Here is a 26,836-nt window from a genome sequence, read left to right on the forward strand (position 1 = left end):
ATGTTCAGCCGCATGGTTGTTTCAGAACATGAAACATTCTCGGCAGGAACTCCGAGCACGCCCCAGGAAAGGTGCCCCATGACCGACTCCCCCGCCCTCCCCGCCGTCAACCGCGAATGGCACCTGGTCACCCGCCCGGTCGGCTGGCCCAAGCCCGAGGACTTCGCGCTCGTCGAGGCGGAGGTCCCCACCCCGGGCGACGGGCAGGTGCTGGTGCGCAACCTGTACGTCTCCGTCGACCCGTACATGCGCGGCCGGATGAGCGCCGCCAAGTCCTACGCCGCCCCCTACGAGCTGGGCAAGGTCATGCAGGGCGGCGCGGTCGGCGAGGTCGTCGCCTCCAACGCCGAGGGCTTCGCCGCCGGCGACCACGTCCTGCACTTCTTCGGCTGGCGCGAGTACGCCGCCCTGGACGCGAAGAACGCCGTCAAGGTGGACCCGGACGCGGCGCCGCTGTCGACGTACCTCGGCGTGCTCGGCATGACGGGGCTCACCGCCTACGCCGGTCTGCTGCGCACGGCGTCCTTCAAGGAGGGCGACTCCGTCTTCGTGTCGGGCGCCGCGGGTGCCGTCGGCAGCCAGGTGGGGCAGATCGCCAGGCTCAAGGGCGCCTCGCGGGTCATCGGCTCGGCCGGCTCGGACGAGAAGGTCAAGCTGCTCCTCGACGAGTACGGCTTCGACGCCGCCTTCAACTACAAGAACGGCCCGGTGAGCGAGCAGCTGCGCGCCGCCGCCCCGGACGGCGTCGACGTCTACTTCGACAACGTCGGCGGCGACCACCTGGAGGCCGCCATCGGCTCCCTCAACCTGAACGGCCGCATCGCCATCTGCGGCGCGATCTCCGTCTACAACAACACCGAGCCCGCGCCCGGCCCGAAGAACCTCGCCCGGCTCATCCAGACCCGCGGCCGCATCGAGGGCTTCCTGGTCGGCGACCACTACGACCTCCAGCCGCAGTTCGTCGAGGAGGTCGGCCCCTGGGTCCGCTCCGGCGAGCTGAAGTACCGCGAGACGGTCGTCGAGGGCATCGAGAACAACCTGGAGGCGTTCCTCGGGGTCCTGCGCGGCGACAACACCGGAAAGATGATCGTCAAGCTCTGACGACGACGTCGCCGGCGGGGGCGGGAGTGGACTTCCCCGGATTTCCGGCATGCGGTAGTGTCTTTCCGAAATCCGTCGTGATCGTGGGCGCGAGTCACGGCGGACCGAGGAGGAAGACACCCGTTATGCCCATCCAGCAGTCCGAAGTCCTCTACACCGCCGTCGCCACCGCCGAGAACGGCCGCGACGGCCGGGTCGCCACCGACGACGGCAAGCTCGACGTCGTCGTGAACCCGCCCAAGGAGATGGGCGGCAACGGCGCCGGCACCAACCCGGAGCAGCTGTTCGCCGCCGGGTACAGCGCCTGCTTCCAGGGCGCGCTCGGCGTCGTGGCCCGTCAGGAGGGCGCCGACATCTCCGGTTCGACCGTCACCGCGAAGGTCGGGATCGGCAAGAACGACGACGGCTTCGGCATCATCGTCGAGATCTCCGCCGAGATCCCGACGGTCGACGCCGCCACCGCGCGGTCGCTGGTGGAGAAGGCCCACCAGGTCTGCCCGTACTCGAAGGCGACCCGCGGCAACATCACGGTGACGCTCGTCTGACCGGGGCCGTGCCGGGACCGGAAACGGTCCGGCGCGCCGACCGGTAGAGTGCCGCCCATGCGTGATCTTGGGGCGGGATTCGGCCACCTGATGAAGGGCCAGCGCTGGGTGGCCCGGCACGGCCGGAGCTACGGCTTCGGACTCGTCCCGGGCCTGATCACCCTGGTCCTGTACGTGGGCGTACTGATCGCGCTCGCGCTGAGGGGCGAGGACTTCGTCGGCTGGGTGACCCCCTTCGCCGACGACTGGTCGAGCCCCTGGCTCGGGCTCTTCCGCGGCTTCCTCACCGCCGTGCTGTTCGCCCTCGCCCTGCTCCTGGCCGTCCTCACCTTCACCGCGGTCACCCTGCTGGTCGGCCAGCCCTTCTACGAGGCCCTCTCCGAGCGCGTCGACCGCGACGTCTCCCCGGACGGCACGGCTCCAGTGTCCTCCCTGCCGCTCTGGCGCGAGCTGTGGATCTCCGGCCGTGACAGCCTGCGGATCCTGGTCCGGGCCGCCGTCTGGGGCGTGCTGCTCTTCGCGCTCGGCTTCATCCCGGTCGTCGGCCAGACGGTGGTCCCGGTGGTCGGCTTCTTCGTCACCGGCTTCTTCCTCACCGAGGAGCTGGCCGCCGTCGCCCTCCAGCGCCGCGGCGTCGAACTGCGCGAGCGCCTCGCCCTGCTGCGCTCGCGCAGGATGCTGGTCTGGGGCTTCGGCACCCCGCTGGGCGTGTCCTTCCTGGTGCCGTTCGTCGCGGTGTTCCTGATGCCGGGCGCGGTCGCCGGCGCCACGCTCCTCGCCCGCGAACTGCTGGGCGAGGAGACCCGAGACGGCGCCGGCGACCCGTCCGGCGGCGACACTCCCGACCCGGCCGTCAGCCCCGGTCCGGCCCCGGGGCACTGACCGCCACGGCCACGATCGCCCGCGTCTGCGCCACGATGTCCAGCCGGTTGCGCACGAACTCCGGGTCGGTGACCGCCCCCGTCGCCGGATCGGTGTTCCCCGTCCCGAACTGGAGCACCGGCGTGTGCACGTGCCCGCCCGGCAGCGTGCCGTGCAGCCCGAGCCGGTCCCGCAGCAGCGTCGCGCGGTAGGCGATCTCGTTGGAGAGGTAATTCCCGCCGCCGCCCTCCCGGGCCGTCGAACCGGGCGTGGGCCCGTCCGGCCGCACGACCGCTTCGGTGCCGCCCGCCGGGATCTCCGTCACCCGCGTGTTGTCGTACACCGGGAAACGGCCCGTGTCCGCGGCCGTGATCGCCGCGTACGGCAGCGTGGTCGTCGTCCACTGCGGCTGCGAGGCGGGATCGGCCACCGGGACCGTCTCCGTGCGGGAGACGTTCTCGTTGTCCGGGAAGCCGCCCCGCCAGGCCCCGTTGGTCCGCTCCACGTCGAAGCGTCCGACCCGGCCCTGGCTCACCGTGGTGAACAGATCCACCCGCGGCAGATACGGCCGCAGCGCCCGCTCCACCACGCCCTGCGCGAAGTCCTCCCAGCGCACCGGGAACACGGCCGTCTCCACCCGCGCGGGACCGTCCGGGGTGTCGATCACCGTGCCGTCCAGGGCGAGCGCGACGGCGCCGGACGGGTTGGAGATCCGGATGTCCCGGTCCAGGGTGAACGGGTCGAAACCGGTGAGCAGCACCCGCTTCACGCCCTTGCCGCCGCCCTTCCCGTGCCCGTCGCGCGGCAGGCGGAGGTCGCTCTGCCCGCGGGAGGTGCGCTCCAGCTCGGCCAGCAGCGCGGCCCGCTGCCGCTCGCCCAGCCCGAACCCGGGCTCCCAGGTGCGCAGTTCCCGCGTCATCGCGAGCCGCGCCCAGTACAGCGGCCGGTCGTCGTCGCGGCTGAGGTCCCCGCGGGCCGGCCCGCGCCCCTGCACCCGGTCCACCGCCCGCCGCCACAGCGCCGCGCCCTCGCGCGCCACCACGGCACGCGCCTCGCCGTAGGTGTCCGCCCGCCCGAGCTTCCGGGCGAACGCCGGTGCCACCGCGGCGAAGCCGGAGCGCCGCAGGATCTCCCCGGGCACCTCCCCGTCGAGCCGCCGCTCCTCGACGGTCGGCGCGGGGGCGGTGCCCGCCGGGGGTGTCGCCGCCGCCGTCGTGGGGGCGGCGAGTGGGGTGGCGAGCCCCGCCACCAGGGCCAGTCCGAGTACGCCGATCCGAACACGTATGGGTCTCAAGGGAGTCCAGGTCCTTCCGTCGCCGTGGGGGTGCGCTGCGGACGGCGGCAGTATCGCGTGACAGGAGGGGCGGGCGCCATGGCGCGTGACGACCGACTCGTAGCCGTTTGTGAAGGGTTCGTACGAACTCCTGATCGGACGCGCGATCGCGGGCCGCCGGATCACCACGACGATTAACGTCGGACCAGGGACGCCCGCGGGCGCGCCCCGGTGAACAGCCCCGGCCCGGAACCTGACGGCCGGGCCGGGGCTCGGCACCCCCTAGCGCACCGAGAAGCCGTACACCGTCTCCGAGCGGAACACCTCGCCCGGCCGCAGCACCGTGCTCGGGAAGCCGGGCCGGTTCGGGGAGTCCGGGAAGTGCTGGGTCTCCAGCGCGATCCCGTCACCGGGGGCGAAGGGCTCGCCCAGGTGGTCGGCGGTGTACAGCTGGAGGCCCGGCTCGGTCGTCGCCACCGTGAGCACCCGCCCCGACGCCGGGTCGTACAGCTCGGCGACCTCCTCGGCGGCGTCTGTCACGCCCTTGTCCAGGACGAAGTTGTGGTCGTACCCCGAGCCGACCTTGCGCGCCCGCCGGAAGTCGAAGCGGGTGTCCGTCACGTCGTCGAGGCCGCCGGTCGGGATCAGGCCGGCGTCGACCGGTGTGATCCGGGAGGCGGCCAGCCGCAGTTCGTGCCCGCCCGCGTGCCCGGAGCCGCCCAGGTTGAAGTAGCTGTGGTTGGTCGGGTTCAGCACCGTCGGCGCGTCCGTGACCGCCTCGTACGCGATCCGCAGCGCGCCCGACTCCTGGAGCGTGTACGTCACCGACATCTCCACGCGCCCCGGGAAGCCCTCCTCGCCGTGCGGCGAGATCCGGCTCAGCCGGACGCCCTCCGCGACCGCCTCCACGTCCCACACGCGCTTGTCGAACCCGCGCGCGCCGCCGTGCAGCACGTTCGGCCCCTCGTTGGGCGCCAGCGCGTACGTGCGCCCGTCCAGCGGGAAGCGTCCGTCCGCGATCCGGTTGGCGTACCGCCCCACCAGCGCACCCAAGTACGGCTCGGGGTGCGTCACATAGCCGTCCAGGTCCGCGAACCCCAGCACCACGTCGGCGGTGTTGCCGTCCCGGTCCGGAACCTCGGCCGACTGCACGATCCCGCCGTACGACAGGACCCGGACCCGTACGCCGGCCCGCTCCAGGGTCCAGCGGTGTACCGGGGTGCCGTCGGAAAGTGTGCCGAAGAGTTCGCTCATGTGCGGAACTCTAGGACACGCCCAGGTCAGCGGCCGGGTCAGGGACTCCGGTCAGGGACTCCGGTCAGGGACTCTTCGCGGTGACCGCGCGATACGCGATCTCCGCCAGCCGGGCCTGGCCGTCCACGCTCGGGTGGAACCAGTCCCAGTGGCTCAACTGGTCCGTGCCGAACCGGAACGCGTGCACCGCGCCGTCGTCGGTGCGGCAGCGCCGGTCCTTCGCGCAGACCTCCCGCAGCACCTCGTTGTAGTCCTCCACCCGGTCGCGCACCGTGTTGCGCCGCAGCGTCGCCGCCGGGTCCAGGGAGTCCGCGTCGCCCAGCATCGACGGACAGATGCCCAGCTTCCACACCTGCTTGCCCAGCGGGTTCGTACGCCCCTGGGACCACAGCCGCTTGAGGTCCGGGATGCTCGACACGTACACCTGCGCCTTGGGAAGCTTCTCGCGCAGGGTGGCCATCGCCTCCTCGAACTGCGCCCGGAAGTCCGCCACCGGCGTCATCGCCGAGGTCGTGGCCCGGCACGCGTCGTTCGCCCCGGCCATCACCGCCACCAGCTCCGGCTTCCGCTTCGCCGCCCGCGTCACCTGCCCGGTCAGGTCCGCCATCCGGGCGCCGGTGACCGCGTAGTTCCAGCTGTGCTCGGCCGCGTCCGCCTTCCCCAGCAGCCGTACGGCCAGCGAGTCGACCTCCGCGCTGCTGCCGGTCGCCCACGACACCTCGGGGCAGTCCGACAGCACCGAGCAGGCGTCGAAGCCGCGCGTGATGGAGTCGCCCACGGCGGCGACCGACTCGGGGCTCGTGTCCCAGGCCGGGGCCGTCTTCGCCCGCTTCGACGCGCTGCCGGAGGGGGCGGGGGAGTCGCCGCCCGCGGCGTCGCAGCCCGCCGCGCCCAGGGCGGCGGCGGTCACGACGGCGAGCGCGGCACCCGCCCGGCGACGGACACGCCGCGTTCGCCGGTCCGTCCCTCGGCCCATACCGGTCCCACCCCTCGCCTCGTGCCTCCACCGTGCTCAACCCATGACACCGCGCGAGGGTTCCCGAGGGCGGCGATGCGACGCCTCACACCCGTACAAGCGTCCTGCCGGGTGAATGGCGGCGTTTTGTCGACGGCGGGACCGACGGTAGGTCACACTCCTTGCCCCGCCGCACGGTAGCCTCGCCATGAACGTGGCCCGCCCGGTCACGGCCGTTCCACCCCGTTCCGAGATGTCCCGCTCAGCCCGGAGGTTCCGGTGACGACACGTGGAGTCCTGTACGTGCACTCCGCGCCGCGCGCGCTGTGTCCGCACGTCGAGTGGGCCATCGCCGGTGTGCTCGGCACGCGCGTCGGCCTGGACTGGATCCGGCAGCCCGCCGCGCCCGGCACCTGGCGCTCGGAGTTCTCCTGGCAGGGCCAGGCCGGCATCGCCTCCAAGCTCGCCTCGGCACTGCGCGGCTGGCAGCTGCTGCGCTTCGAGGTCACCGCGGAACCCTCCGCGGGCGTCGAGGGCGAGCGCTACAGCTGCACTCCCGACCTCGGCATCTTCCACGCCGTCACCGGCATCCACGGCGACATCATGATCCCCGAGGACCGGCTGCGCGCCGCCCTGGTCCGCTCCCAGCGCGGCGAGACCGACCTCGAGTCGGACATCGCCAAGCTCCTCGGCAAGCCCTGGGACGACGAACTGGAGCCCTTCCGCCACGCCGGCGAGGGCGCCCCGGTCCGCTGGCTGCACCAGGTGGTGTGACGTGGTGTGACCACCGGCGCCGTCCGGGCACGAGGAAGGCCCCCCACCGGCCGGTGGGGGGCCTTCCTCGTGCGCGCGGGTGCGTCCGTCAGACCGACCGGAACGCGAGAACCACGTTGTGCCCGCCGAAGCCGAACGAGTCGTTCAGCGCGGCGATCCGGCCCTCGACCGGCAGCTTGCGGGCCTCGCCGCGGACGATGTCCGCGTTGGCCTCGGCCTCCGGGTCGATGTTCTCGACGTTGATCGTCGGCGGCGCCACCCGGTGGTACAGGGCGAGCACGGTCGCCACGGACTCCACGCCGCCCGCGCCCCCGAGGAGGTGACCGGTCATCGACTTGGTGCCGGAGACCGCCATGTGGTCGACGTCGTCGCCGAGGACCTTGCGCAGCGCCTTCAGCTCGGCGATGTCACCGGCCGGCGTCGAGGTGGCGTGCGCGTTGACGTGCACGATCTCGGCCGGGTCCAGGTCGTTGCGGTCCAGCAGGTTCTGCAGGGCGGCGGAGATGCCGCGGCCCTCCGGCTCCGGCTGCACGATGTCGTGGCTGTCGGCGGAGATGCCCTGGCCGACCGCCTCCGCGTAGACCCGGGCGCCGCGCGCGGCGGCGTGCTCGGCGGACTCCAGGACGAGGACGCCGGCGCCCTCACCGAGGACGAAGCCGTCGCGGCCCGTGTCGAAGGGGCGCGAGGCACCCTGCGGGTCGTCGTTGTTCTTGGACATCGCCATCATGTTGCCGAACGCGGCGATGGGCAGCGGGTGGATCGCCGCCTCCGTGCCGCCCGCGACGACGACGTCGGCACGGCCGGTGCGGATCATCTCGATGGCGTAGCCGATGGCCTCGGCGCCCGACGCGCAGGCGGACACCGGCGTGTGCACGCCCGCACGGGCGCCCACGGCCAGGCCCACGTTGGCCGAGGGGCCGTTCGGCATGAGCATGGGGACGGTGTGCGGGGAGACGCGGCGGACGCCCTTCTCCTTGAGCACGTCGTACTGGTCGAGGAGGGTCGTCACGCCGCCGATGCCGGAGGCGATGACCGCACCGAGCCGGTCGGGGTCGACGTGGGCCGCCCCCTCCTCGGCGGGGCTCTCGCCCGCCTTGCCGGAGTACCCGGCGTCCTTCCAGGCCTCCTGCGCCGCGATCAGCGCGAACTGCGCCGAGCGGTCCAGGCGGCGGGCCTGCGGCCGCGGGATGACCTCGGAGGGGTCCACGGCCACGGGCGCGGCGATGCGGACCGCCTGGTCGGCGGCCCACTCCTGCTCCAGGGGCTTGACGCCGGACCTGCCGGCGACCAGGCCCTCCCAGGTCGAGGCTGCGTCGCCACCCAGCGGTGTGGTTGCGCCGATACCGGTGACGACCACGGTGCGATTGGTCGAGCTCACGGGAATTCTTTCTCCAACGGGATACGGATTCGTACGGCGCCACCGCCGGGTGGCGGGGCAGTCTGCCCGGATCTGCCAGATACCCGGGGTATGCCCGAGTATCGGCGGATCAGGCCTGGTGGTCGAGGATGTACTTCGTCGCGTCGCCGACCGTCTTGAGGTTCTTGACGTCCTCGTCCGGGATCTTGACGTCGAAGCGCTCTTCGGCGGCGACGACGACCTCGACCATGGACAGCGAGTCGACGTCCAGGTCGTCGGTGAAGGACTTGTCCAGCTGGACGTCCTCAACCGGGATGCCGGCGATCTCGTTCACGATGTCCGCGAGACCGGCGACGATCTCTTCCTGAGTGGCGGCCATGATGGCGCTCCTTCTTTGTTGTCCAGAGGGTGTGGCGGCCCGCCGCGTCGCGGCGGGTGTTGCTGCTCTCCGTCCCGGACCGCATGATCCGGCACGGAGTGCCTAGGGGAGGGTAACGACCGTCGCGGCGTAGACGAGACCCGCCCCGAAGCCGATGACGAGGGCGGTGTCGCCGCTCTTCGCGTCACCCGTCGCCAGGAGCCGCTCCATCGCGAGCGGGATCGAGGCGGCCGAGGTGTTTCCGGTGGTGCGGATGTCACGGGCGACCGTGACGTGCTCCGGCAGCTTCAGCGTCTTCACCATCGAGTCGATGATCCGCACGTTGGCCTGGTGCGGGATGAAGACGTCCAGGTCGTCCGGGCTGATCCCGGCGGCGTCCAGCGCCTGCTGCGCGACCTTCGCCATCTCGAACACGGCCCAGCGGAAGACCGCCTGGCCCTCCTGCGTGATCGCGGGGAACTTGACGTTGCCGTCGCGGTCGAGGGGCAGCTCGGAGACGTCGCCGATCCTGAAACGGTCCCAGGAGACCGTCTGCTTGATCGTCTCGGCCTTGTCGCCCTCCGAACCCCAGACCGTCGGGCCGATCGCCGGCTCCTGGGACGGGCCGACCACGACCGCGCCCGCGCCGTCGCCGAACAGGAAGGCCGTGGCCCGGTCCTCCAGGTCGGTCAGGTCGGACAGTCGCTCCACGCCGATGACCAGCACGTACTCGGCCGAACCTTCGACGACCATGCCCTTGGCCAGCGTCAGCCCGTAGCCGAAGCCCGCGCAGCCCGCCGAGATGTCGAAGGCCGCGGCCTTGTCGGTGCCGAGCCGGTCGGCGATCTCGGTGGCGATGGCCGGGGTCTGGGCGAAGTGCGACACGGTCGAAACGACCACGGCGCCGACCCGGGAGGCGTCGATCCCCGCGTCCGCGAGCGCCTTGCCGGACGCCTCCACGGACATCGCGGCGACCGTCTCCTCGGGGCCGGCCCAGTGCCGGGTCTCGATGCCGGAGCGCGAGCGGATCCACTCGTCGGACGAGTCGATCGTCTCGAGGATCACCTCGTTCGGCACCACCCGGGTCGGGCGGTATCCGCCGACGCCGAGGATGCGCGCGTACGGGGCGCCCTTGCTGGGCTTGATCTTCGACATGCTCTCGCGCTCCTTGTCAGGCCTGGGTGTGCTCGGCGACGAGCTCGCGGGCCGCGTCGAGGTCGGCGGGGGACTTCAGGGCCAGCGTCTTCACGCCGGGCAGCGCCCGCTTGGCCAGCCCGGTCAGCGTGCCGCCCGGGCACACCTCGATCAGCGCGGTGACGCCGAGCTCCTTGAACGTCTCCATGCACCGGTCCCAGCGGACCGGGTTGGCGACCTGACCGACCAGCCGCTCCAGCACCTCGGCACCGGAGGCGACGGCCTGCCCGTCCTTGTTGGAGACGTACGTCACCTTCGGGTCGGTGGGCGTCAGCGTCTTCGCGGCCTCGGCGAGCTTGTCCACCGCGGGCGCCATGTGGTGCGTGTGGAACGCGCCGGCCACCTTCAGCGGGACGACCTTGCGCACGCCCTCGGGCTTGTCCTCGCCCAGCGCGGCCAGCTGCGCCATGGTGCCGGCGGCCACGATCTGACCGGCGCCGTTCACGTTCGCCGGGGTCAGGCCGAGCTTCTCCAGGTGCGCGACGCTCACCTCGGGGTCGCCGCCGAGCAGCGCCGACATGCCGGTCTCGGTGACCGCGGCGGCCTCGGCCATGGCCAGACCCCGACGGCGTACGAGGGACAGCGCGGCGGTGTTGTCGAGGACGCCCGCGAAGACGGCGGCGGTGATCTCGCCGACGCTGTGACCGGCGACCGCGCCGGGCGCGATCTCGGAAATGTCACCGAGTGCCGCGGCGGAGAGGATTCCGGCGGCGACCAGCAGCGGCTGGGCGACGGACGTGTCTCGGATCTCGTCCGCGTCGGCCTTGGTGCCGAAGTGGGCGAGATCGAGTCCGATGGCGTCCGACCACGCGGCGACGCGGTCAGCGGCACCGGGGAGGGCGAGCCAGTCAGTCAGGAAGCCGGGCGTCTGGGCGCCCTGGCCGGGAGCGACGAGTACGAGCACTCTCACACTCTCTCTTGAGGACGGCCACGACCGCCCGTGGGGACAGGGACGAAGAACGGGAGCGGGTTTTGTGGACCCTGCACAAAATCCTAGAACTGCGGATCTCCGTCGGCCAGACGCCCCAGGATGAGCGCGATCCGCAGTGTGAACGCAGACCGTACATCAGAGGGTGACCATCCGGTGACGTCAGTCACACGTCGGAGCCGGTAGCGCACGGTGTTCGGGTGAACGAAGAGCATCCGGGCCGCACCCTCCAGACTGCTCGCCTGTTCGAGATAGACGCTGAGCGTCTCCAGGAGAGCCGCCCCCGCCTCCTGCAACGGTCTGTAGATCTCCTCCACCAACTGCTCACGGGCCGAGGGGTCGGAGGCGATCGCGCGCTCCGGCAGCAGATCGTCGGCGAGCACCGGGCGCGGCGCGTCCTGCCAGGCGGTGCACGCCTTCAGTCCGGCCGCGGCGGCCTGCGCGGACCGGGTCGCGGCCAGCAGGTCCGACACCACGGGACCGGCGACGACCGGCCCCTGCGCGAACGGCCCGATCAGCGACTTCGCCACCGCGAGCGGATCGTTGCGGCCCCCGGCGATCACGACCAGCCGGTCCCCGAGCACCCCGGTCAGTACCTGGAGCTTGGCGTGCCGGGCCGCGCGCCGGATGGCCTCCACGGTCAGCTCGGAGTCCCCGTCGGGCGCGGTGCCGAGGACGACACAGACGTGCTCGGGCGAGTTCCATCCCAGCGCGGCCGCCCGCGACACGGCCCCCTCGTCGGCCTCGCCGCTGAGCACGGCGTTCACCACCAGCGACTCGAGGCGCGCGTCCCAGGCACCGCGTGCCTCGGCGGCCTGGGCGTACACCTGGGCGGTCGCGAAGGCGATCTCCCGGGCGTACACGAGCAGCGCCTCGCGCAGCACGGACTCGTCGCCGGGCGCGGCGACCTCGTCGATCGCGGACTCCATCACCTCGATGGTGGTCCGCACCATCTCCACGGTCTGCCGCAGCGTGATCGCCCGGGTCAGCTCGCGCGGCGCGGTGCCGAAGACGTCGGTGGAGATGGCCTGCGGCGCGTCCGGCCGCCGGAACCACTCGGTGAACGCGGCGATGCCGGCCTGGGCGACCAGCCCGATCCAGGAACGGTTCTCCGGTGGCATGGCCCGATACCACGGCAGCGTCTCGTCCATGCGCGCGATGGCCTGCGCGGCGAGCGATCCGGAGGACTGCTCCAGCCGTTTCAGCGTCGCGGTGTGCGAGTGAGGGGGCTGGGCGGGGGCGTCGGGCTTGCCGGTTTCGGGTTCGGGCACGGGGACAAGACTGCCTTATCGGGCCGGGCGGGTGTGCCGCCGGGGCGGTACTGCACGGCACGGCCGCGCTCCGGACCGTGCCGCGCCGGGTCTACGGTGAACAGCGTGATGGACGTACGCCGCGCCGACGAGCGCTATCCGGGCGGTGATCCGGCCGCCGGGATCACCTCCCGCCACGCCTTCTCCTTCGGCCCCCACTACGACCCCGGCAACCTGCGTTTCGGGGCGCTGCTGGCCTGCAACGAGGAGCACCTCGCCCCCGGCGCCGGCTTCGACGAACACCCGCACAGCCACACCGAGATCGTCACCTGGGTCGTGTCGGGCGAGCTGACCCACCGCGACAGCACGGGCCGCGAGACGGTGGTCCGCGCCGGGGACGTGCAACGCCTCAGCGCCGCGGACGGCGTCCGCCACGTCGAGCGCAACGACGCGCCGGTCCCCCTCACCTTCGTCCAGATGTGGCTGGCCCCGCTGGATCCCGGCGGCGACCCGGCCTACGAGACCGTCCGGGGCATCGCCGACTCCACCCCGTACGCCGTCCCGGAGGCCGGAGCGATGCTCCACGTACGCCGCCTGTCACCGGGGGAGCGGACGGCGGTGCCGGACGGGGCGTACGTGTACGTGCATGTGGTGCGGGGCGAGGTGACGCTGGGCGGGGAGGCGCTGGGCGCGGGGGACTCGGCCCGCGTCACGGACGCCGAGGCGCTGGAAGCGGTGGCGGGGGCGGCGTCCGGCGCGGAGCTGCTGGTGTGGGAGATGGCGGCCCGCTGACGGGGCAGAGGCCGCGCCTCAGGCCAGCGGGTGCGTGAACGGGCCCGCCGCCCTCTCGAAGGCCGCGAGGGTGATCTCCGGGACGAGAACGGCATCGTGCTCCATGCCTCCGGGGAGGTGTCCGCGGATCTCCTCCCGGCACAGGAGCGTGCCGTCGGGGAGGAGGACCGCCGCGCGGAGCCGGTCGGCCAGTTCGACGATGATCTTCCACACGTCGCCGGCCTGTGGGCGTATCACACAGATCAGGCCGCCGGAGACGCTCACCTCGGCCTCGCTGCCGTCGGCGGCGCGGATCCAGCACTCCGTCGCCCCGTCGATCACCTCCTCGGGCACGGCTGCGACGGGCGAGAGGACCGCCCGGACCACGTCCATGTCGAACGCGGCCAACTCGCCGTCGGAGAACGAGTACAGGCCCAGGGAGTAGGCCACCTCAGCCGCGCACCTCCGCCAGCACCCCGTCCGTGAACGGCGGCCACGCCTCCACCGCCCAGGGGCCGAAGGCGCGGTCGGTGAGGGCCACGCAGGCGAGGCCCGCGTCCGGGTCGAGCCACAGGAAGGTGCCGGACTGGCCGAAGTGGCCGAAGGTGCGGGGGGAGGAGGCGGAGCCCGTCCAGTGCGGGGACTTGCCGTCGCGGATCTCGAAGCCGAGGCCCCAGTCGTTGGGGTTCTGGTGGCCGTAGCCCGGCAGGACGCCCTTGGTGCCCGGGTACTGGACGGTCATCGCCTCGGCGACCGTGCGCGGGTCGAGCAGCCGGGGCGCCTGCACCTCGGCGGCGAAGCGGAGCAGGTCCTCGACCGTGGAGACGCCGTCCTTCGCGGGGGAGCCGTCGAGGGCGGTGGACTTCATGCCCAGCGGCTCCAGGACCGCCTGCCGCGCGTACTCGGCGAACGGCATGTCCGCCGCCTTCGCGATGTGGTCGCCGAGCTGCTCGAAACCGGCGTTGGAGTACAGCCGGCGCTCCCCGGGTGCGGAGGTCGTCCGGTGTTCGTCGAAGGCCAGGCCCGACGTGTGCGCGAGCAGGTGACGGACCGTCGCCCCGGGCGGCCCGGCGGGCTCGTCCAGCTCGATCGCGCCCTCCTCGTACGCCACGAGCGCCGCGTACGCCGCGAGCGGCTTGGTGACCGAGGCGAGCGGGAAGCGGTGCGTGGTCGGCCCGTGGGTGCCGAGGATCGTGCCGTCGGCGCGTACGGCGCCCGCCGCGGCGGTGGGGACCGGCCAGTTCTCGATCGACGCGAGGCTCTTCAAGGACATGGCACCGAGCCTAAGCGGCTCAGAGGTACAGCCGCATCGAGGGGGTCGCGTCGCGCGTGAAGCCCATCGACGCGTAGAGGGGCTCGGCGTCGGGGGAGGCCGTCAGCATGACGTGCCCCACGCCGCGCTCGCGGAACCACTCCAGCAGCGCGTCCATGCACGCCCGCGCGTACCCGCGGCGCCGGGCGTCCGGGTCGGTGGCGACGCTGAAGACGTACCCGAGCAGACCGCCCGGCCTGTTCGGACCGCCGATCCGGTACTCCAGCGTCCCCACCACCAGCGCCGCCAGAGCGTCCGGCCGGTCGGGGTGGTCCGGGTGGTCGACCACGAACGCCGCGAAGTCCCCGTCCGGATCGGCCAGTCTCGACCGCAGGCCGGGCAGCGATTCCGTTTGCCAGTCGGTGGAGGCGTCGGGACTGACGGAAGCGATCATCACCTGCCGGAGGCGGAGCACTTCCTCCGCGTCCTCGGCGACGGCACGGCGTACGAGACTCATGCCCGCACGCTAGTGACCTGCCGGGTCGTGTGTCCTGCGGATTTCCGGCGGTGGGTTCCGGCCGGCGTCGCTTGCCTGGAGTGCACTCCAAGGTCATAGCGTTGAGGCCATGACGGTGATGCAGACCACGGCGGGGACCCTCGGTCCCGACGCCACCGGCCACGCCACGGGAACCGACATCTGCTCCACCCCGCCCCGGCGCCACCCGCGCCCCGACGGGCAGGACCGCTACACGATCAGCGAGGTGGTCGCCTTCACCGGCCTGACGGCCCACACGCTGCGCTGGTACGAGCGGATCGGCCTGATGTCCCACATCGACCGCTCGCACACCGGGCAGCGCCGCTACAGCAACGGCGACCTGGACTGGCTCGACTTCGTCGGCAAGCTGCGGATGACCGGCATGCCGGTCGCCGACATGGTGCGGTACGCGGAGATGGTGCGCGAGGGCGAGAGCACCTACCTCGACCGGCGGGAACTGCTGGAATCCACCCGGCGCGACGTGCTGACGCGGATCGCCGAACTCCAGGACACCGTCGCCGTACTCGACCGCAAGATCAGTTTCTACGGGGACGCGGGACGTGCCCGTGAGGAAGAGGGGAACCGATGACCGACAGCAGGATCCCGACGGCCCGGCTCGGCGCGGGCGGCCCGGAGGTGGGCGTCCAGGGCCTCGGCTGCATGGGCATGAGCTTCGCCTACGGACCGACGGACGCCGACGCCTCGCGGGCGACCCTGGAGCGGGCGCTGGAGCTGGGCGTCACGCTGTACGACACCGCCGACGCCTACGGCGCGGGCGAGAACGAGCGGTTCCTCTCGCCCTTCTTCAAGGCCCACCGCGACGAGGTCGTCGTCGCGACCAAGTTCGCCCTGTCGATTCCGCCGGACGACCCGACCAGGCGGATCATCCGCAACGACGCGCCGTACATCCGGGAGGCCGTCGAGGCGAGCCTGCGCCGTCTGGACCTCGACGTGATCGACCTCTACTACATGCACCGGCGCGACGTGAACGTGCCGATCGAGGAGACCGTCGGCGTCATGGCCGACCTGGTCCGCGAGGGCAAGGTCAAGCAGCTCGGGCTGAGCGAGGTGACGGGGGACGAGCTGCGGGCCGCGCAGACGGTGCACCCCATCGCCGCCGTGCAGTCGGAGTGGTCGCTGTTCAGCCGGGACATCGAGGCGGGCGTGGTGCCGGCCGCCCGCGAACTGGGCGTGACCCTCGTCCCCTACTCGCCGCTCGGCCGGGGCTTCCTCACCGGCTCCTTCACCGACGCCGAACAGGACCTCACCGACGGCGACTTCCGCCGTCAGCAGCCCCGCTTCACCGGCGGCAACGCGGCGGCCAACGCGGCCCTCCTCGCCCCGGTCCGCGCCCTCGCCGAGGCCCACGGCGCCACCCTCGGCCAGATCGCCCTGGCCTGGGTCCAGCAGCGCGCCCGGATCCACGACCTCCCGGTCGTCCCGATCCCGGGCACGCGGAAGCCGACGCGGGTGGAGGAGAACACGGGGGCGACGAGGATCGTCCTGACGGAGACCGAGCTGTCCGCACTGGAACCGATCGCGGAAAAGGTCGCAGGCGACCGCTACGCGGACATGACGTTCACGTCTGCCGGACGGGAGTAGAGAAGCGCCCCGAGGACGGACGCTAAAGCTCCGCCAGCAACTCCGCCTTCTTCGAGGAGAACTCCTCGTCCGTCACCAGCCCTTGCTGATGCAGCTCCCCCAGATGCCGTATCCGCTCGGCGATGTCCGCCGGGTCACGACGCGGCGCCGGCACCGGAACGGGAACGGGCGCCACGGCGCCCCGCTCCCGCACCGCCGCCAGCACGGCCGCCGCGAACGGCAGTGACTCGTGCACCGGCCCGTACCCGAGGCCGAACACGACCGCCGCCGGATCCTGGTCGGCCTGGGGGACGGGCGGTGCGGCCGGGGCGGCCGGGGCAGCCGTACCGGCCACCGCGTCGGCGTCGCGGGGCAGCAGCCGCAGGTAGCCCTCGAACGTCTCGGGGGACCGCCACTCCACCCCGCCGAGGCCGGCGACCGGGAAGCTCTGGTCGCCGGCCTTCCACTTCGCCGAGGACGCGCCCGTCCAGGACCACCGGAAGGACACCGCCTTCCCGTCGAAGGACGCCTTCCCGTCGTACGCCTTGAAGTGCAGCGGAGCCTCGGGCGGGGCCACCAGGTAGCGCTCGGTCCTGCCGGACCCGGTCAGCAGCGCCGTCAGCTCGTCGGCGTAGTACTCCGCGAGCGTCTCCCGTTCGGCGGGCAGTACCAGCCGGTAGGGGTCGCCGCTCTCCTTCAGCTGTCCGGCCGCCGCCTCGATCAGCGGATCGGCGCCCGCGCGCGGCTGGACGCGCAGCACGACGGTGCCGCGCCTGCCCGGCGTGAGCGTCACGCCCTCGATCGCCTCCAGGGGCACCCGGCGTTCCCCCAGGGCCTGAAACAGCTTGGGTGTTCGAATCCCCCGTTCGTAGCGGATGAGCACGGAGTCGGACTCGAACTCCCAGGCGGCATGAAATCCGGCCAGTACGTCACCCATGCGGCTCATCGTATGCGGCATGAGCCTCTTCGTCCCCTCCCCGTGCAAACCGGAGTTTCTGCGCCTCTACGCGCGTCCGGCCGCCGTCGCCACGGACAAATCCGCCCGGCATGTGTCGTCTTCGCCGGCGCAGGCGACCGTGCGGTATGCGCCAACGCCGATCCCCGCGAAGTTCCGCAGGCTGTCGGTGCCGGGGACGAAGTAGCCGCTGTGTCCCCGGGCGTCCCGCGCCGACAGCACCCGCGCCCCGAAGTCGGCGGACACCGGGTCGGCCCCGTGCCCGAGCCCGCCGACCTCCAGGTACGGCACGTTCTGGATCCAGTCGTCGGCGTCCCGCATCGCCCACACCCGGGCGGAGGTGTCCAGGTGGGAGGCGTTCTCGGCGCGCATGCCGGGACTGCCGGCCACCGCTATGTCGGTCACCCGGCGGGGCAGCGTGTCGGCGGCGAGGCCGCACACCACGGAGCCGTAGCTGTGGCAGAACAGGGAGACGGGCGTCTTGCCGGGCAGTGCGCGCAGCAGGGCGTTCAGCCGTACGGCCCCGTGTGCGGCGCGGTTCGCCGTGGCCGCCTCCATGCCGAGGCCACTGGGGGAGGTGTAGTCGGCCCAGGCGATCACGGCCGTGCCGGTGCCGGGGCTCGCCGCGCGCTCGGCCGCGTACAGGGAGCGGGCCATGCCGACGGGCGCCGCGTACTTCTTGCGGTCGGTGCGCTGGAAGGTGAGCAGTTCGGTGTCGACGCCGGGCACGACCACGGACACGCGGTCGGCGCGGTTCAGGTTCCCGAACACCTCGGCGACCCTGCCCGAGCCCGCCGGATCGAAGGCGAGGATGTGCCGGCCCGGGTCGAGCAGCGACTCGTAGTTGTGCATCCGCCGGCCCGCCTCGCGCTGCCCGGCCGGGGACAGGTGCTTGTCGTGCATGCGCTTCCGCTCCACCGACCGCGCCTTGTGCAGCGCGGAACGGTTGGCGACGTAGCGCAGCTGGACGGGGGCGCCGTTCATGTTGCCGACGGCCAGCGGATACCGGTGGGCCAGGCTGGTGCGCTGCCATGCGGTGAGCGAGGCGAAGAAGCGGGCCAGCCGGGTGGGCGACGCCTGTGCGTCGGGCAGCCGCCGTCCGTCGATCCGGCCGTGTTCCCAGGCCGTGACCGACGCTTCGAGGGCGGTGGGGCCCCGCCGGTCGCGCAGGGCGGTCCAGCCGGTGGTCGCCAGCATCACGAACACCACGGCCAGGGCGAGCAGTACGCGCCAGACGTTCAGCTGCGGGGAGGTGTCGAAGGAAGTCACTGGGAGGACACACTAGGAGAACGGGCCGGTCTCGCGTGAATCCAGTGACACGGATCACGTTTCGGCGCGGCGCCAGTTCCCGGTGAGCGCGGGTGCCACCTGGTCCAGGTAAGTGGTCGTCAGGTCCCGCAGGGCCGCCAGGCCGGCGTCGTCGCGCGCCGACCAGATCCGCTCGGTGACCCTCATCACGGCGCCGAAGACGGCCACGACCACGCGGGGCCGGGGGTCCCGGTCGATGTCCAGGCCCTCGCGGGCGGCGACGACGCGGGCGATCTCCTCCTCCAGCTCCGTCGCGCGCCGCAGATGGGCGGCGAGCAGCGCGGGCGTCGACTCGACCACCCGGTAGAAACGCATGTGCAGCTCCAGCGGGACCAGCTGTTCCACGGCCTCGCCGATGGTGTTCCAGCTCTCCGCCAGGGCCATGCGCAGCGCGTCCAGGGGTGCCTCCTCGGGCGGCCGCGCGTGCACGGCGTCGACGAAGCGGGACTCCGCGAGCCGGGACACGAAGAACGCCGCGTCCTCCTTGGAGGCGAAGTAGCGGAAGAAGGTGCGCTGCGAGACGTCGGCGGCCTCGGCGATGTCGTCGACGGTCGTCTCCTCGTAACCGCGTTCGGTGAACAGCTCGAGGGCGGAGCGCAGCAGCAGGTCCCGGGTGCGCTGTTTCTTGAGTTCGCGCAGGCCGGGGCGGGAGGCCGCGGGGGCGGTCTCCGGCGGTGCCGACGTGCCGGCCACCTTCAAAAGTCGTCTCCTTCGTACGTTTCCCCAGTTCAGGCTAAATGGGGGATGTCTTGTCAGTTACTGACTCGTGAATTGGTTTGTCAACTGTCAGCGGCTGTCATTAGCCTCATCGGTATGACTAGTCAGACCACCATCGACAAGCCGGGACCGGGTGACGGCACCCCGGCGGGTTCAGCGCCCGCCAAGGGATGGCGGGGCCATCCGTGGGTCACTCTCGTCACCGTCGCGGTCGGGGTCATGATGGTGGCCCTGGACGGCACCATCGTGGCGATCGCCAACCCGGCCATCCAGGACGACCTGGACGCGAGCCTCGCGGACGTCCAGTGGATCACCAACGCATACTTCCTCGCCCTCGCGGTCGCGCTGATCACCGCGGGCAAGCTCGGTGACCGCTTCGGCCACCGGCAGACCTTCCTCATCGGCGTGGCGGGCTTCGCCGTCTCCTCCGGCGCCATCGGGCTGTCGGGCAGCATCTCCGCGGTCATCATCTTCCGCGTCTTCCAGGGCCTGTTCGGCGCGCTGCTGATGCCGGCCGCGCTCGGCCTGCTGCGGGCCACCTTCCCGGCCGAGAAGCTCAACATGGCCATCGGCATCTGGGGCATGGTCATCGGCGCCTCCACCGCGGGCGGCCCGATCCTCGGCGGCGTGCTGGTCGAGCACGTCAGCTGGCAGTCCGTGTTCTTCATCAACGTGCCGGTGGGCATCGTCGCCGTCGTGCTCGGCGTGATGATCCTGCTGGACCACCGGGCCGAGAACGCGCCGCGCTCCTTCGACGTCCTCGGCATCGTGCTGCTCTCGGCCTCGATGTTCGCCCTCGTCTGGGCGCTGATCAAGGCCCCCGAGTGGGGCTGGGGTTCGGGGCAGACCTGGCTGTTCATCGCCGGGTCGGTGGTGGGCTTCGTCCTGTTCTCCGTCTGGGAGACCAAGGTGAAGGAGCCGCTGATCCCGCTGGCGATGTTCCGCTCGGTGCCGCTGTCGGCCGGTGTGGTCCTGATGGTCCTGATGGCCATCGCCTTCATGGGCGGTCTGTTCTTCGTCACCTTCTACCTGCAGAACGTCCACGGCATGAGCCCGATCGACGCCGGTCTGCACCTGCTGCCGCTCACCGGCATGATGATCGTCGCCTCTCCGCTGGCCGGCGCGATGATCACCAAGGTCGGCCCGCGCATCCCGCTGGCCGGCGGCATGGTGTGCACCGCGGTCGCCATGTTCGGCATCTCGACGCTGGAGACGGACACCGGCAGCGGTCTGATGTCGATCTGGTTCGCCCTGCTCGGCCTCGGCCTCGCGCCCGTCATGGTCGGCGCCACCGAGGTCATCGTCGGCAACGCGCCGATGGAGCTCTCGGGCGTGGCCGGCGGACTCCAGCAGGCCGCGATGCAGATCGGCGGCAGCCTCGGCACGGCCGTGCTGGGCGCCGTGATGGCCTCCAAGGTCGACAGCGACCTGCCGGGCAACTGGGCGGACGCGGGACTGCCCGAGCTGACGCCGGAGCAGGCGGACCAGGCCTCCGAGGCGGTCCGGGTCGGCGTCCCGCCGGTGGCGGAGGGCACCCCCGCCGAGGTCGCCGGGAAGATCGCGGACGTCGCCCACGACACCTTCATCTCCGGCATGAGCCTCGCCTCGCTCGTCGCCGCAGGCGTCGCGGTCGTGGCCGTCTTCGTCGCCTTCCTCACCAAGCGCGGTGAGAACGCGGACGCGGGCGCGGGCGTGGGCCACATCTGATCCGGCCCGCGGAGTTCGCCGGCCCCCTGTTTCGTCCATCAGGGTGACAGGGGCCGCGAACCCTCCCCTCCACCAGACCTCGCAGGTCACAGTGGGTCATGTCCTCCGCAGGGCACGGAGGGCGTGCGGCTGCGGCGCGCTGCCGGAGGGGGGCGGCGCGCAGGCAGCATGTTCGAAGCAGGCATGACACTCGGCACGGGGGTACTCGAACTCCACAAGGAGTTCAGGGCGTTGACGGCGAGCCTCGAACAGGGATCGCGCAGGTGCCCCCGCTCACGTGGCCGGACGTGGTCATGGACCGGGCAGGATCGCGCGACGCTCGCAACCGCCGGTCCGTACTCGGTCACGGCGTCACCCTTCGCCCAGGTGTTCTCACCCCCGCCCGTCACTGACGGACGGGGGTGAGCCATGTGCCGTCCCTGGGCTCCCGGCAGGCGGTACGGGGTACAGGGGTGACGAAAACTACGCGTCCCCGCCAGCCGCCCCCGGGTCCGCCGCGGTCACGTCGAGCAGCCGGTACCGGTCGATCGCCTGCTTCAGCACCGACCGGTCGACCTTCCCCTCCCGCGCCAGCTCGCTCAGCACGCCCACCACGATCGACTCGGCGTCGATGTGGAAGAAGCGCCGCGCCGCCCCGCGCGTGTCGGCGAAGCCGAACCCGTCGGCGCCCAGCGACTGGTACGTCCCCGGCACCCACCGCGCGATCTGGTCCGGCACCGACCGCATCCAGTCGGACACCGCCACGAACGGCCCCTGCGCGCCCGCCAGCTTCCGCGTCACGTACGGCACCCGCTGCTCCTCCTCGGGGTGCAGCAGGTTGTGCTCCTCGCAGTCCACGGCCTCGCGCCGCAGCTCGTTCCAGGAGGTCGCCGACCAGACGTCGGCGCGCACGTTCCACTCCTCGGCGAGGATCCGCTGCGCCTCCACCGCCCACGGCACGGCCACGCCCGACGCCATGATCTGCGCGGGGATGGAGCCGCCCGTGCCCTCGCTGAAGCGGTACACGCCCTTGAGGATGCCCTCGACGTCCACGTTCTCCGGCTCGGCCGGGTGCCGGATGGGCTCGTTGTAGACGGTGAGGTAGTAGAAGACGTCCTCGCCGTGCGGGTGCTGCTCGTCCCCGCCGTACATGCGGCGCAGGCCGTCCTGGACGATGTGCGCGATCTCGAACCCGAAGGCAGGGTCGTACGCCACGCACGCCGGGTTGGTCGAGGCGAGCAGCTGCGAGTGTCCGTCCGCGTGCTGGAGGCCCTCACCGGTCAGGGTCGTACGGCCCGCGGTCGCGCCCAGTACGAAACCGCGCGCCAACTGGTCGCCCATCTGCCAGAACTGGTCGCCGGTGCGCTGGAAACCGAACATCGAGTAGAAGACGTAGACCGGGATGAGCGGTTCGCCGTGCGTGGCGTAGGCCGAGCCCGCCGCGATCAGCGAGGCCGTGCAGCCCGCCTCGGAGATGCCGTCGTGCAGCATCTGCCCGTTCGGCGCCTCCTTGTAGGCGAGCAGCAGATCGCGGTCCACCGACTCGTACTGCTGGCCGAGCGGGTTGTAGATCTTCGCGCTCGGGAAGAACGAGTCCATGCCGAAGGTGCGGTACTCGTCCGGCGCGATCAGCACGAACCGCCTGCCGATCTCCTTGTCCCGCATGAGGTCCTTCAGCAGCCGCACAAAGGCCATCGTCGTCGCGATGGACTGCTGACCCGACCCCTTCTTCACGGTCGCGTACGTCTTGTCGTCCGGCAGCGCGAGCGGCTTCGACCGCACCACCCGGGTCGGCACGTACCCGCCGCAGCCCAGGCGCCGGTCGTGCATGTACTGCATCTCCTCGGTGTCCCGGCCCGGGTGGTAGTACGGCGGCGGGCCGGACTCCAGCTCCTTGTCGGAGATCGGCAGGTGCAGCCGGTCGCGGAAGCGCTTGAGGTCGTCGACCGTCAGCTTCTTCATCTGGTGCGTGGCGTTGCGGCCCTCGAAGTTCGGACCCAGCGTCCAGCCCTTGATCGTCTTGGCCAGGATGACCGTCGGCTGGCCCTTGTGCTCCAGCGCCGCCTTGTACGCCGCGTAGATCTTCCGGTGGTCGTGGCCGCCGCGCCCCAGGTGCAGGATCTGCTGGTCGGTCATGTCCTCGACCATCTTGCGCAGCCGGTGGTCGTCGCCGAAGAAGTGGTCGCGGATGTAGGCGCCGGACTCGGTGGCGTACGTCTGGAACTGGCCGTCCGGGGTCGTGTTCATGCGGTTGACCAGCACGCCGTCGCGGTCCTGGGCCAGCAGCGGGTCCCAGGTGCGGTCCCAGATCAGCTTGATCACGTTCCAGCCGGCGCCGCGGAAGACCGACTCCAGCTCCTGGATGATCTTGCCGTTGCCGCGCACCGGGCCGTCCAGGCGCTGGAGGTTGCAGTTGACCACGAAGGTCAGGTTGTCCAGGCCCTCGCGGGCGGCGATGGACAACTGGCCCAGCGACTCCGGCTCGTCCATCTCGCCGTCGCCGAGGTAGGCCCACACGTGCGAACGCGACGTGTCCGCGATCCCGCGCGCGTGCATGTAACGGTTCATCCGCGCCTGGAAGATGGCGCCGATCGGACCGAGGCCCATGGAGACCGTCGGGAACTCCCAGAAGTCCGGCATCGACCGCGGATGCGGGTACGACGACAGCGCGTTCGGCGCCTTGGACTTCTCCTGGCGGAAGCCGTCCAGGTGCTCCTCGCTCAGCCGGTCGAGCAGGTAAGCGCGCGCGTAGATGCCGGGCGAGGCGTGCCCCTGGAAGAAGACCTGGTCACCGCCGTCGCCCTCGTCCTTGCCCCGGAAGAAGTGGTTGAAGCCCACGTCGTACAGGGAGGCGGAGGAGGCGAAGGTCGCGATGTGACCGCCGACGCCGATGCCGGGCCGCTGCGCGCGCGAGACCATCACCGCCGCGTTCCAGCGGGTGGCGTTGAGGATCTTGCGCTCGATCTCCTCGTTGCCGGGGAAGAACGGCTCGCTCTTGGTCGGGATGGTGTTGACGTAGTCCGTGCTGCGCATCTCGGGCACGGCCACGCGCTTCTCGCGGGCCCGCTCGATCAGCCGCAGCATCAGGTACCGGGCCCGCTCCCGGCCGCGCTCGTCGACGGCGGCGTCGAGCGAGTCGAGCCACTCCTGGGTCTCCTCGGGATCGAAGTCGGGAACCTGACTCGGGAGGCCGCCAATGATGATCGGACTGCGATCACTGCGATCGGATGCGGAAGCCACGCTGTTCCTTCGCTGTCGGAGGGCCGTTTTCCGGTGTTTTTTCGGTTTCTTTCCGGGTGTCTGCGCCGATTGCCCCGCTGATTCCCCATCGTGGACCTCGCGGCGGCAATCGTCATCTGTACCGTGGGGTAACCGGTTCTCCCGTGAGAATCGGGGGCACGTTCATTCGAGTCTCGTACCCACACATGGTTCCCAAATACGCAAACGGGGCAGATAGGTGTGGTGTACGTCACCTTCAGGCTGGACGGCATGGCTGGAGTTGCGTCGACACGGCCGGGATCGTCACCGTTTCGGCGGTCCCGGACGCCGGGTACTTGCGCGATCCGTCCCGCCCGTGTGGACTACGGCCAAGCTTCGCGCACGCGCGAGGCCACAAGACATCTACCGAAACATGATCAGGAGGCAACCCGTGAGCGCGACCGCGGACCACGCGGAGGAGCGGACGAACCCTGCCGCCAGGCTGGGTTTCCAGCCCGGGCAGGTGGTCCAGGAGATCGGCTACGACGACGACGTCGACCAGGAGCTCCGCGAGGCCATTGAGGGCGCCGTCGAGGGCGAGCTGGTGGACGAGGACTACGAGGACGTGGCCGATGCCGTCGTGCTGTGGTTCCGTGACGACGACGGCGACCTGACGGATGCGCTGGTGGATGCCACCACGTACATCGAAGAGGGCGGGTCGATCCTCCTTCTCACGCCGAAGACCGGCCGTGACGGGTACGTCGAGGCCAGTGACATCTCGGAAGCCTCGACGACCGCCGGACTGACGGCGTCCAAGAGCGTCAGCGTCGGCAAGGACTGGAGCGGCAGCCGGCTGGCGACGCCGAAGGCCGCCAAGTCCAAGCGGTAGCCCCCGGGCTCCGCGACGAACCGGACCCCGGACGGGCCGGCAGCCGACCGCTGTCGGCCCGTCCGCGGGCCGCGACCGTCCCTGCGTAGGGTGTTCCCAGCGAACCACCCTCGGAAGGGATGTACGGGACATGGCGATCCAGGTCGGCGACAAGGCCCCCGACTTCGAACTCAAGGACAACCACGGCGCGACCGTCCGGCTGTCCGAGTTCCGCGGCCGCAAGAACGTCGTGCTGCTCTTCTACCCCTTCGCCTTCACCGGCGTGTGCACGGGCGAGCTGTGCGAGGTGCGCGACAACCTGCCGCAGTTCTCCGACCGGGACACCCAGGTGCTCGCCGTGTCCAACGACTCCATCCACACCCTGCGCGTCTTCGCCGAGCAGGAGGGCCTGGAGTACCCGCTGCTCTCCGACTTCTGGCCGCACGGCAACGTCTCGCGCGCCTACGGCGTCTTCGACGAGGACAAGGGCTGCGCGGTCCGCGGCACCTTCGTCATCGACCAGGAGGGCGTCGTGCGCTGGACCGTGGTCAACGGTCTGCCCGACGCCCGTGACCTGACCGAGTACGTGAAGGCGCTCGACTCCCTGTGACCGGCGCCCGGCGCCGACGCCGGGTACCGGCCCCGGGTGCCGACACCACGTGATTTGTCGGCTCCGGGGACTGCGGGGGGCGGGAACCCGTCACTAGGATCGACTCGTTGATCCGATATCCACGCACTACGGGGCACCCCGCCCCTGGACACCAATGGAGGACTCGTGGGAGTCAGCCTCAGCAAGGGCGGCAACGTATCGCTGACCAAGGAGGCCCCCGGCCTGACCGCGGTCATCGTCGGTCTGGGGTGGGACATCCGCACCACGACCGGCACCGACTTCGACCTCGACGCCAGCGCGCTGCTGCTGAACAGCGGCGGCAAGGTCGCGAGCGACGCGCACTTCATCTTCTTCAACAACCTGAAGAGCCCGGACGGATCGGTCGAGCACACCGGCGACAACATCACCGGTGAGGGCGAGGGCGACGACGAGCAGATCAAGATCAACCTCGCCACGGTCCCCGCCGACATCGAGAAGATCGTCTTCCCGGTCTCGATCTACGACGCCGAGAACCGCCAGCAGTCCTTCGGCCAGGTGCGCAACGCGTTCATCCGCGTCGTCAACCAGGCCGGCGAGGCCGAGATCGCCCGCTACGACCTGAGCGAGGACGCCTCCACGGAGACCGCCATGGTCTTCGGCGAGCTGTACCGCCACGGCGCGGAGTGGAAGTTCCGCGCCATCGGCCAGGGCTACGCCTCGGGCCTGCGCGGCATCGCCCAGGACTTCGGCGTCAACGTCTGAGCGGGTCTGGGCGACCGACCGACTGAACGGCCGGGACGACGGCCTCGATCGTCCGGCGAGGCACGGTCTCGACACGTCCGGCGCCGCACGGTTTACGTGCGGCGCCGGACGCGCAGGAAACCCAAGAACCATCACCCGGGGAGGGACCATCACCATGGGCGTCACGCTTGCCAAGGGCGGCAACGTCTCCCTGTCCAAGGCCGCACCGAACCTCACACAGGTACTGGTCGGGCTCGGCTGGGACGCGCGTTCCACCACCGGAGCACCCTTCGACCTCGACGCGAGCGCACTCGTGTGCGGCGGCGGCCGGGTGCTCGGCGACGAGTGGTTCGTGTTCTACAACCAGCTCAAGAGCCCGGACGGCTCGATCGAGCACACCGGCGACAACCTCACCGGTGAGGGCGACGGCGACGACGAGTCGCTGCTGGTCGACCTCGCCAGGGTGCCGGCGCACTGCGACAAGATCGTCTTCCCGGTCTCCATCCACATGGCCGACGAGCGCGGCCAGGCCTTCGGCCAGGTCAGCAACGCCTTCATCCGGGTCGTCAACCAGGCCGACGGCCAGGAACTGGCCCGCTACGACCTCAGCGAGGACGCCTCCACGGAGACCGCGATGATCTTCGGCGAGCTCTACCGCTACCAGGGCGAGTGGAAGTTCCGTGCAGTGGGGCAGGGGTACGCGTCGGGGCTTCGCGGCATCGCTCTAGACTTCGGAGTCAACGTTTCGTAAAGCCGAGTACGGCGCGGGGGAGCCCCGTACACAC

At 71.3% G+C, this 26,836-nt stretch carries 27 protein-coding genes; 12 read left to right on the top strand and 15 right to left on the bottom strand.

The features are described 5' to 3' along the window. Positions 1-78: 78 nt before the first annotated feature. The 3 genes from Sco07f_RS03120 to Sco07f_RS03130 all read left to right on the top strand — a co-directional run bounded on the left by Sco07f_RS03120 (position 79) and on the right by Sco07f_RS03130 (position 2,528). The gene (locus tag Sco07f_RS03120) at positions 79-1,101 is read left to right on the top strand and encodes an NADP-dependent oxidoreductase (RefSeq protein ID WP_007449149.1); all 1,023 of its coding nucleotides are present in this window, start codon (positions 79-81) and stop codon (positions 1,099-1,101) included. A 125-nt stretch (positions 1,102-1,226) separates the two neighbouring features. After that, a complete protein-coding gene (locus Sco07f_RS03125) occupies positions 1,227-1,646 on the top strand; it encodes an organic hydroperoxide resistance protein (protein WP_108986863.1) in 420 nt (139 codons plus the stop codon). Positions 1,647-1,703: 57 nt separating this feature from the next. Further along, entirely contained in the window at positions 1,704-2,528 is an 825-nt protein-coding gene (locus Sco07f_RS03130; RefSeq protein WP_007449147.1) for an EI24 domain-containing protein, read from the top strand. On the opposite strand, the gene Sco07f_RS03135 is transcribed toward Sco07f_RS03130, so the two are convergent. From Sco07f_RS03135 to Sco07f_RS03145, 3 genes are all read right to left on the bottom strand, one after another. Then, positions 2,500-3,801: a pyroglutamyl-peptidase I gene (locus Sco07f_RS03135; RefSeq protein WP_174855300.1), complete on the bottom strand. Its 1,302-nt coding sequence runs from the start codon at positions 3,799-3,801 to the stop codon at positions 2,500-2,502. The genes Sco07f_RS03130 and Sco07f_RS03135 overlap by 29 nt on opposite strands. A 261-nt stretch (positions 3,802-4,062) precedes the next feature. After that, positions 4,063-5,034, bottom strand: coding sequence for an aldose epimerase family protein (locus Sco07f_RS03140; RefSeq protein WP_108986865.1), 972 nt, complete (start codon positions 5,032-5,034; stop codon positions 4,063-4,065). A 64-nt stretch (positions 5,035-5,098) separates the two neighbouring features. Next, positions 5,099-6,010, bottom strand: a complete 912-nt coding sequence (locus Sco07f_RS03145) for an SGNH/GDSL hydrolase family protein (protein ID WP_087791095.1) — start codon at positions 6,008-6,010, stop codon at positions 5,099-5,101. Between the two features lie 258 nt (positions 6,011-6,268). On the opposite strand from Sco07f_RS03145, the gene Sco07f_RS03150 reads away from it, so the two are divergent. Further along, the gene (locus Sco07f_RS03150; RefSeq protein ID WP_087791096.1) at positions 6,269-6,763 is read left to right on the top strand and encodes a DUF3145 domain-containing protein; all 495 of its coding nucleotides are present in this window, start codon (positions 6,269-6,271) and stop codon (positions 6,761-6,763) included. An 88-nt stretch (positions 6,764-6,851) separates the two neighbouring features. Here Sco07f_RS03150 and Sco07f_RS03155 read toward each other — a convergent pair whose 3' ends face one another. The 5 genes from Sco07f_RS03155 to fasR all read right to left on the bottom strand — a co-directional run bounded on the left by Sco07f_RS03155 (position 6,852) and on the right by fasR (position 11,871). Continuing rightward, positions 6,852-8,141, bottom strand: coding sequence for a beta-ketoacyl-[acyl-carrier-protein] synthase family protein (locus Sco07f_RS03155; RefSeq protein ID WP_007449217.1), 1,290 nt, complete (start codon positions 8,139-8,141; stop codon positions 6,852-6,854). A 109-nt stretch (positions 8,142-8,250) separates the two neighbouring features. Next, positions 8,251-8,499, bottom strand: a complete 249-nt coding sequence (locus tag Sco07f_RS03160) for an acyl carrier protein (protein WP_007449219.1) — start codon at positions 8,497-8,499, stop codon at positions 8,251-8,253. Positions 8,500-8,601: 102 nt separating this feature from the next. Continuing rightward, positions 8,602-9,633 carry a ketoacyl-ACP synthase III gene (locus Sco07f_RS03165; RefSeq protein WP_108986866.1) on the bottom strand — a complete coding sequence of 344 codons (1,032 nt, stop codon included), beginning with the start codon at positions 9,631-9,633 and terminating at the stop codon, positions 8,602-8,604. Positions 9,634-9,649: 16 nt separating this feature from the next. Further along, on the bottom strand, positions 9,650-10,576 hold the full coding sequence (locus Sco07f_RS03170; protein WP_108986867.1) for an ACP S-malonyltransferase: 927 nt from the start codon (positions 10,574-10,576) through the stop codon (positions 9,650-9,652). Positions 10,577-10,665: 89 nt separating this feature from the next. Then, positions 10,666-11,871: a fatty acid biosynthesis transcriptional regulator FasR gene (gene fasR / locus Sco07f_RS03175; RefSeq protein WP_108986868.1), complete on the bottom strand. Its 1,206-nt coding sequence runs from the start codon at positions 11,869-11,871 to the stop codon at positions 10,666-10,668. A gap of 108 nt (positions 11,872-11,979) precedes the next feature. Here fasR and Sco07f_RS03180 point away from each other — a divergent pair, with 108 nt between their 5' ends. Continuing rightward, positions 11,980-12,642, top strand: a complete 663-nt coding sequence (locus Sco07f_RS03180) for a pirin family protein (RefSeq protein WP_108986869.1) — start codon at positions 11,980-11,982, stop codon at positions 12,640-12,642. 18 nt (positions 12,643-12,660) lie between these two features. Here the strand turns inward: Sco07f_RS03180 and Sco07f_RS03185 are convergent, their stop codons facing one another. The 3 genes from Sco07f_RS03185 to Sco07f_RS03195 are packed head-to-tail and all read right to left on the bottom strand — an operon-like array spanning position 12,661 to position 14,390. Then, on the bottom strand, positions 12,661-13,071 hold the full coding sequence (locus tag Sco07f_RS03185; RefSeq protein WP_108986870.1) for a hypothetical protein: 411 nt from the start codon (positions 13,069-13,071) through the stop codon (positions 12,661-12,663). 1 nt (position 13,072) lies between these two features. Then, positions 13,073-13,894: a serine hydrolase domain-containing protein gene (locus Sco07f_RS03190; protein ID WP_007449230.1), complete on the bottom strand. Its 822-nt coding sequence runs from the start codon at positions 13,892-13,894 to the stop codon at positions 13,073-13,075. Between the two features lie 19 nt (positions 13,895-13,913). After that, entirely contained in the window at positions 13,914-14,390 is a 477-nt protein-coding gene (locus tag Sco07f_RS03195) for a GNAT family N-acetyltransferase (protein ID WP_108986871.1), read from the bottom strand. Between the two features lie 109 nt (positions 14,391-14,499). Between Sco07f_RS03195 and Sco07f_RS03200 the strand changes: the two genes are divergently transcribed. Both Sco07f_RS03200 and Sco07f_RS03205 read left to right on the top strand, forming a co-directional pair. Further along, complete coding sequence (locus Sco07f_RS03200) at positions 14,500-14,997, top strand: MerR family transcriptional regulator (RefSeq protein WP_167468001.1); 498 nt, start codon at positions 14,500-14,502, stop codon at positions 14,995-14,997. Next, positions 14,994-16,010 carry an aldo/keto reductase gene (locus Sco07f_RS03205; protein WP_108986873.1) on the top strand — a complete coding sequence of 339 codons (1,017 nt, stop codon included), beginning with the start codon at positions 14,994-14,996 and terminating at the stop codon, positions 16,008-16,010. Before Sco07f_RS03200 ends, Sco07f_RS03205 begins: the two co-directional genes overlap by 4 nt. A 22-nt stretch (positions 16,011-16,032) precedes the next feature. Here Sco07f_RS03205 and Sco07f_RS03210 read toward each other — a convergent pair whose 3' ends face one another. The 3 genes from Sco07f_RS03210 to Sco07f_RS03220 all read right to left on the bottom strand — a co-directional run bounded on the left by Sco07f_RS03210 (position 16,033) and on the right by Sco07f_RS03220 (position 18,951). Next, positions 16,033-16,926, bottom strand: a complete 894-nt coding sequence (locus tag Sco07f_RS03210) for a DUF4429 domain-containing protein (protein WP_087791103.1) — start codon at positions 16,924-16,926, stop codon at positions 16,033-16,035. Positions 16,927-16,992: 66 nt separating this feature from the next. Further along, entirely contained in the window at positions 16,993-18,213 is a 1,221-nt protein-coding gene (locus Sco07f_RS03215) for an alpha/beta hydrolase family protein (RefSeq protein ID WP_108986874.1), read from the bottom strand. A 54-nt stretch (positions 18,214-18,267) separates the two neighbouring features. Then, the gene (locus tag Sco07f_RS03220) at positions 18,268-18,951 is read right to left on the bottom strand and encodes a TetR family transcriptional regulator (RefSeq protein WP_007449200.1); all 684 of its coding nucleotides are present in this window, start codon (positions 18,949-18,951) and stop codon (positions 18,268-18,270) included. Between the two features lie 114 nt (positions 18,952-19,065). Here Sco07f_RS03220 and Sco07f_RS03225 point away from each other — a divergent pair, with 114 nt between their 5' ends. Further along, a complete protein-coding gene (locus tag Sco07f_RS03225) occupies positions 19,066-20,676 on the top strand; it encodes an MFS transporter (RefSeq protein WP_007449196.1) in 1,611 nt (536 codons plus the stop codon). 462 nt (positions 20,677-21,138) lie between these two features. On the opposite strand, the gene aceE is transcribed toward Sco07f_RS03225, so the two are convergent. Further along, entirely contained in the window at positions 21,139-23,895 is a 2,757-nt protein-coding gene (gene aceE, locus Sco07f_RS03235; protein WP_054100612.1) for a pyruvate dehydrogenase (acetyl-transferring), homodimeric type, read from the bottom strand. A 409-nt stretch (positions 23,896-24,304) separates the two neighbouring features. Here aceE and Sco07f_RS03245 point away from each other — a divergent pair, with 409 nt between their 5' ends. From Sco07f_RS03245 to Sco07f_RS03260, 4 genes are all read left to right on the top strand, one after another. After that, positions 24,305-24,742, top strand: a complete 438-nt coding sequence (locus Sco07f_RS03245) for a DUF3052 domain-containing protein (protein WP_007449195.1) — start codon at positions 24,305-24,307, stop codon at positions 24,740-24,742. A gap of 130 nt (positions 24,743-24,872) precedes the next feature. Then, on the top strand, positions 24,873-25,331 hold the full coding sequence (locus Sco07f_RS03250) for a peroxiredoxin (RefSeq protein ID WP_054100613.1): 459 nt from the start codon (positions 24,873-24,875) through the stop codon (positions 25,329-25,331). Positions 25,332-25,496: 165 nt separating this feature from the next. After that, entirely contained in the window at positions 25,497-26,072 is a 576-nt protein-coding gene (locus tag Sco07f_RS03255) for a calcium homeostasis/redox stress adaptation protein (RefSeq protein ID WP_003976436.1), read from the top strand. Positions 26,073-26,226: 154 nt separating this feature from the next. Further along, on the top strand, positions 26,227-26,802 hold the full coding sequence (locus Sco07f_RS03260; RefSeq protein WP_087791106.1) for a TerD family protein: 576 nt from the start codon (positions 26,227-26,229) through the stop codon (positions 26,800-26,802). The last annotated feature ends 34 nt before the right edge of the window (positions 26,803-26,836 follow it).

It is taken from the genome of Streptomyces coelicoflavus, from assembly GCF_003112555.1.
Lineage (GTDB): Bacteria > Actinomycetota > Actinomycetes > Streptomycetales > Streptomycetaceae > Streptomyces > Streptomyces coelicoflavus.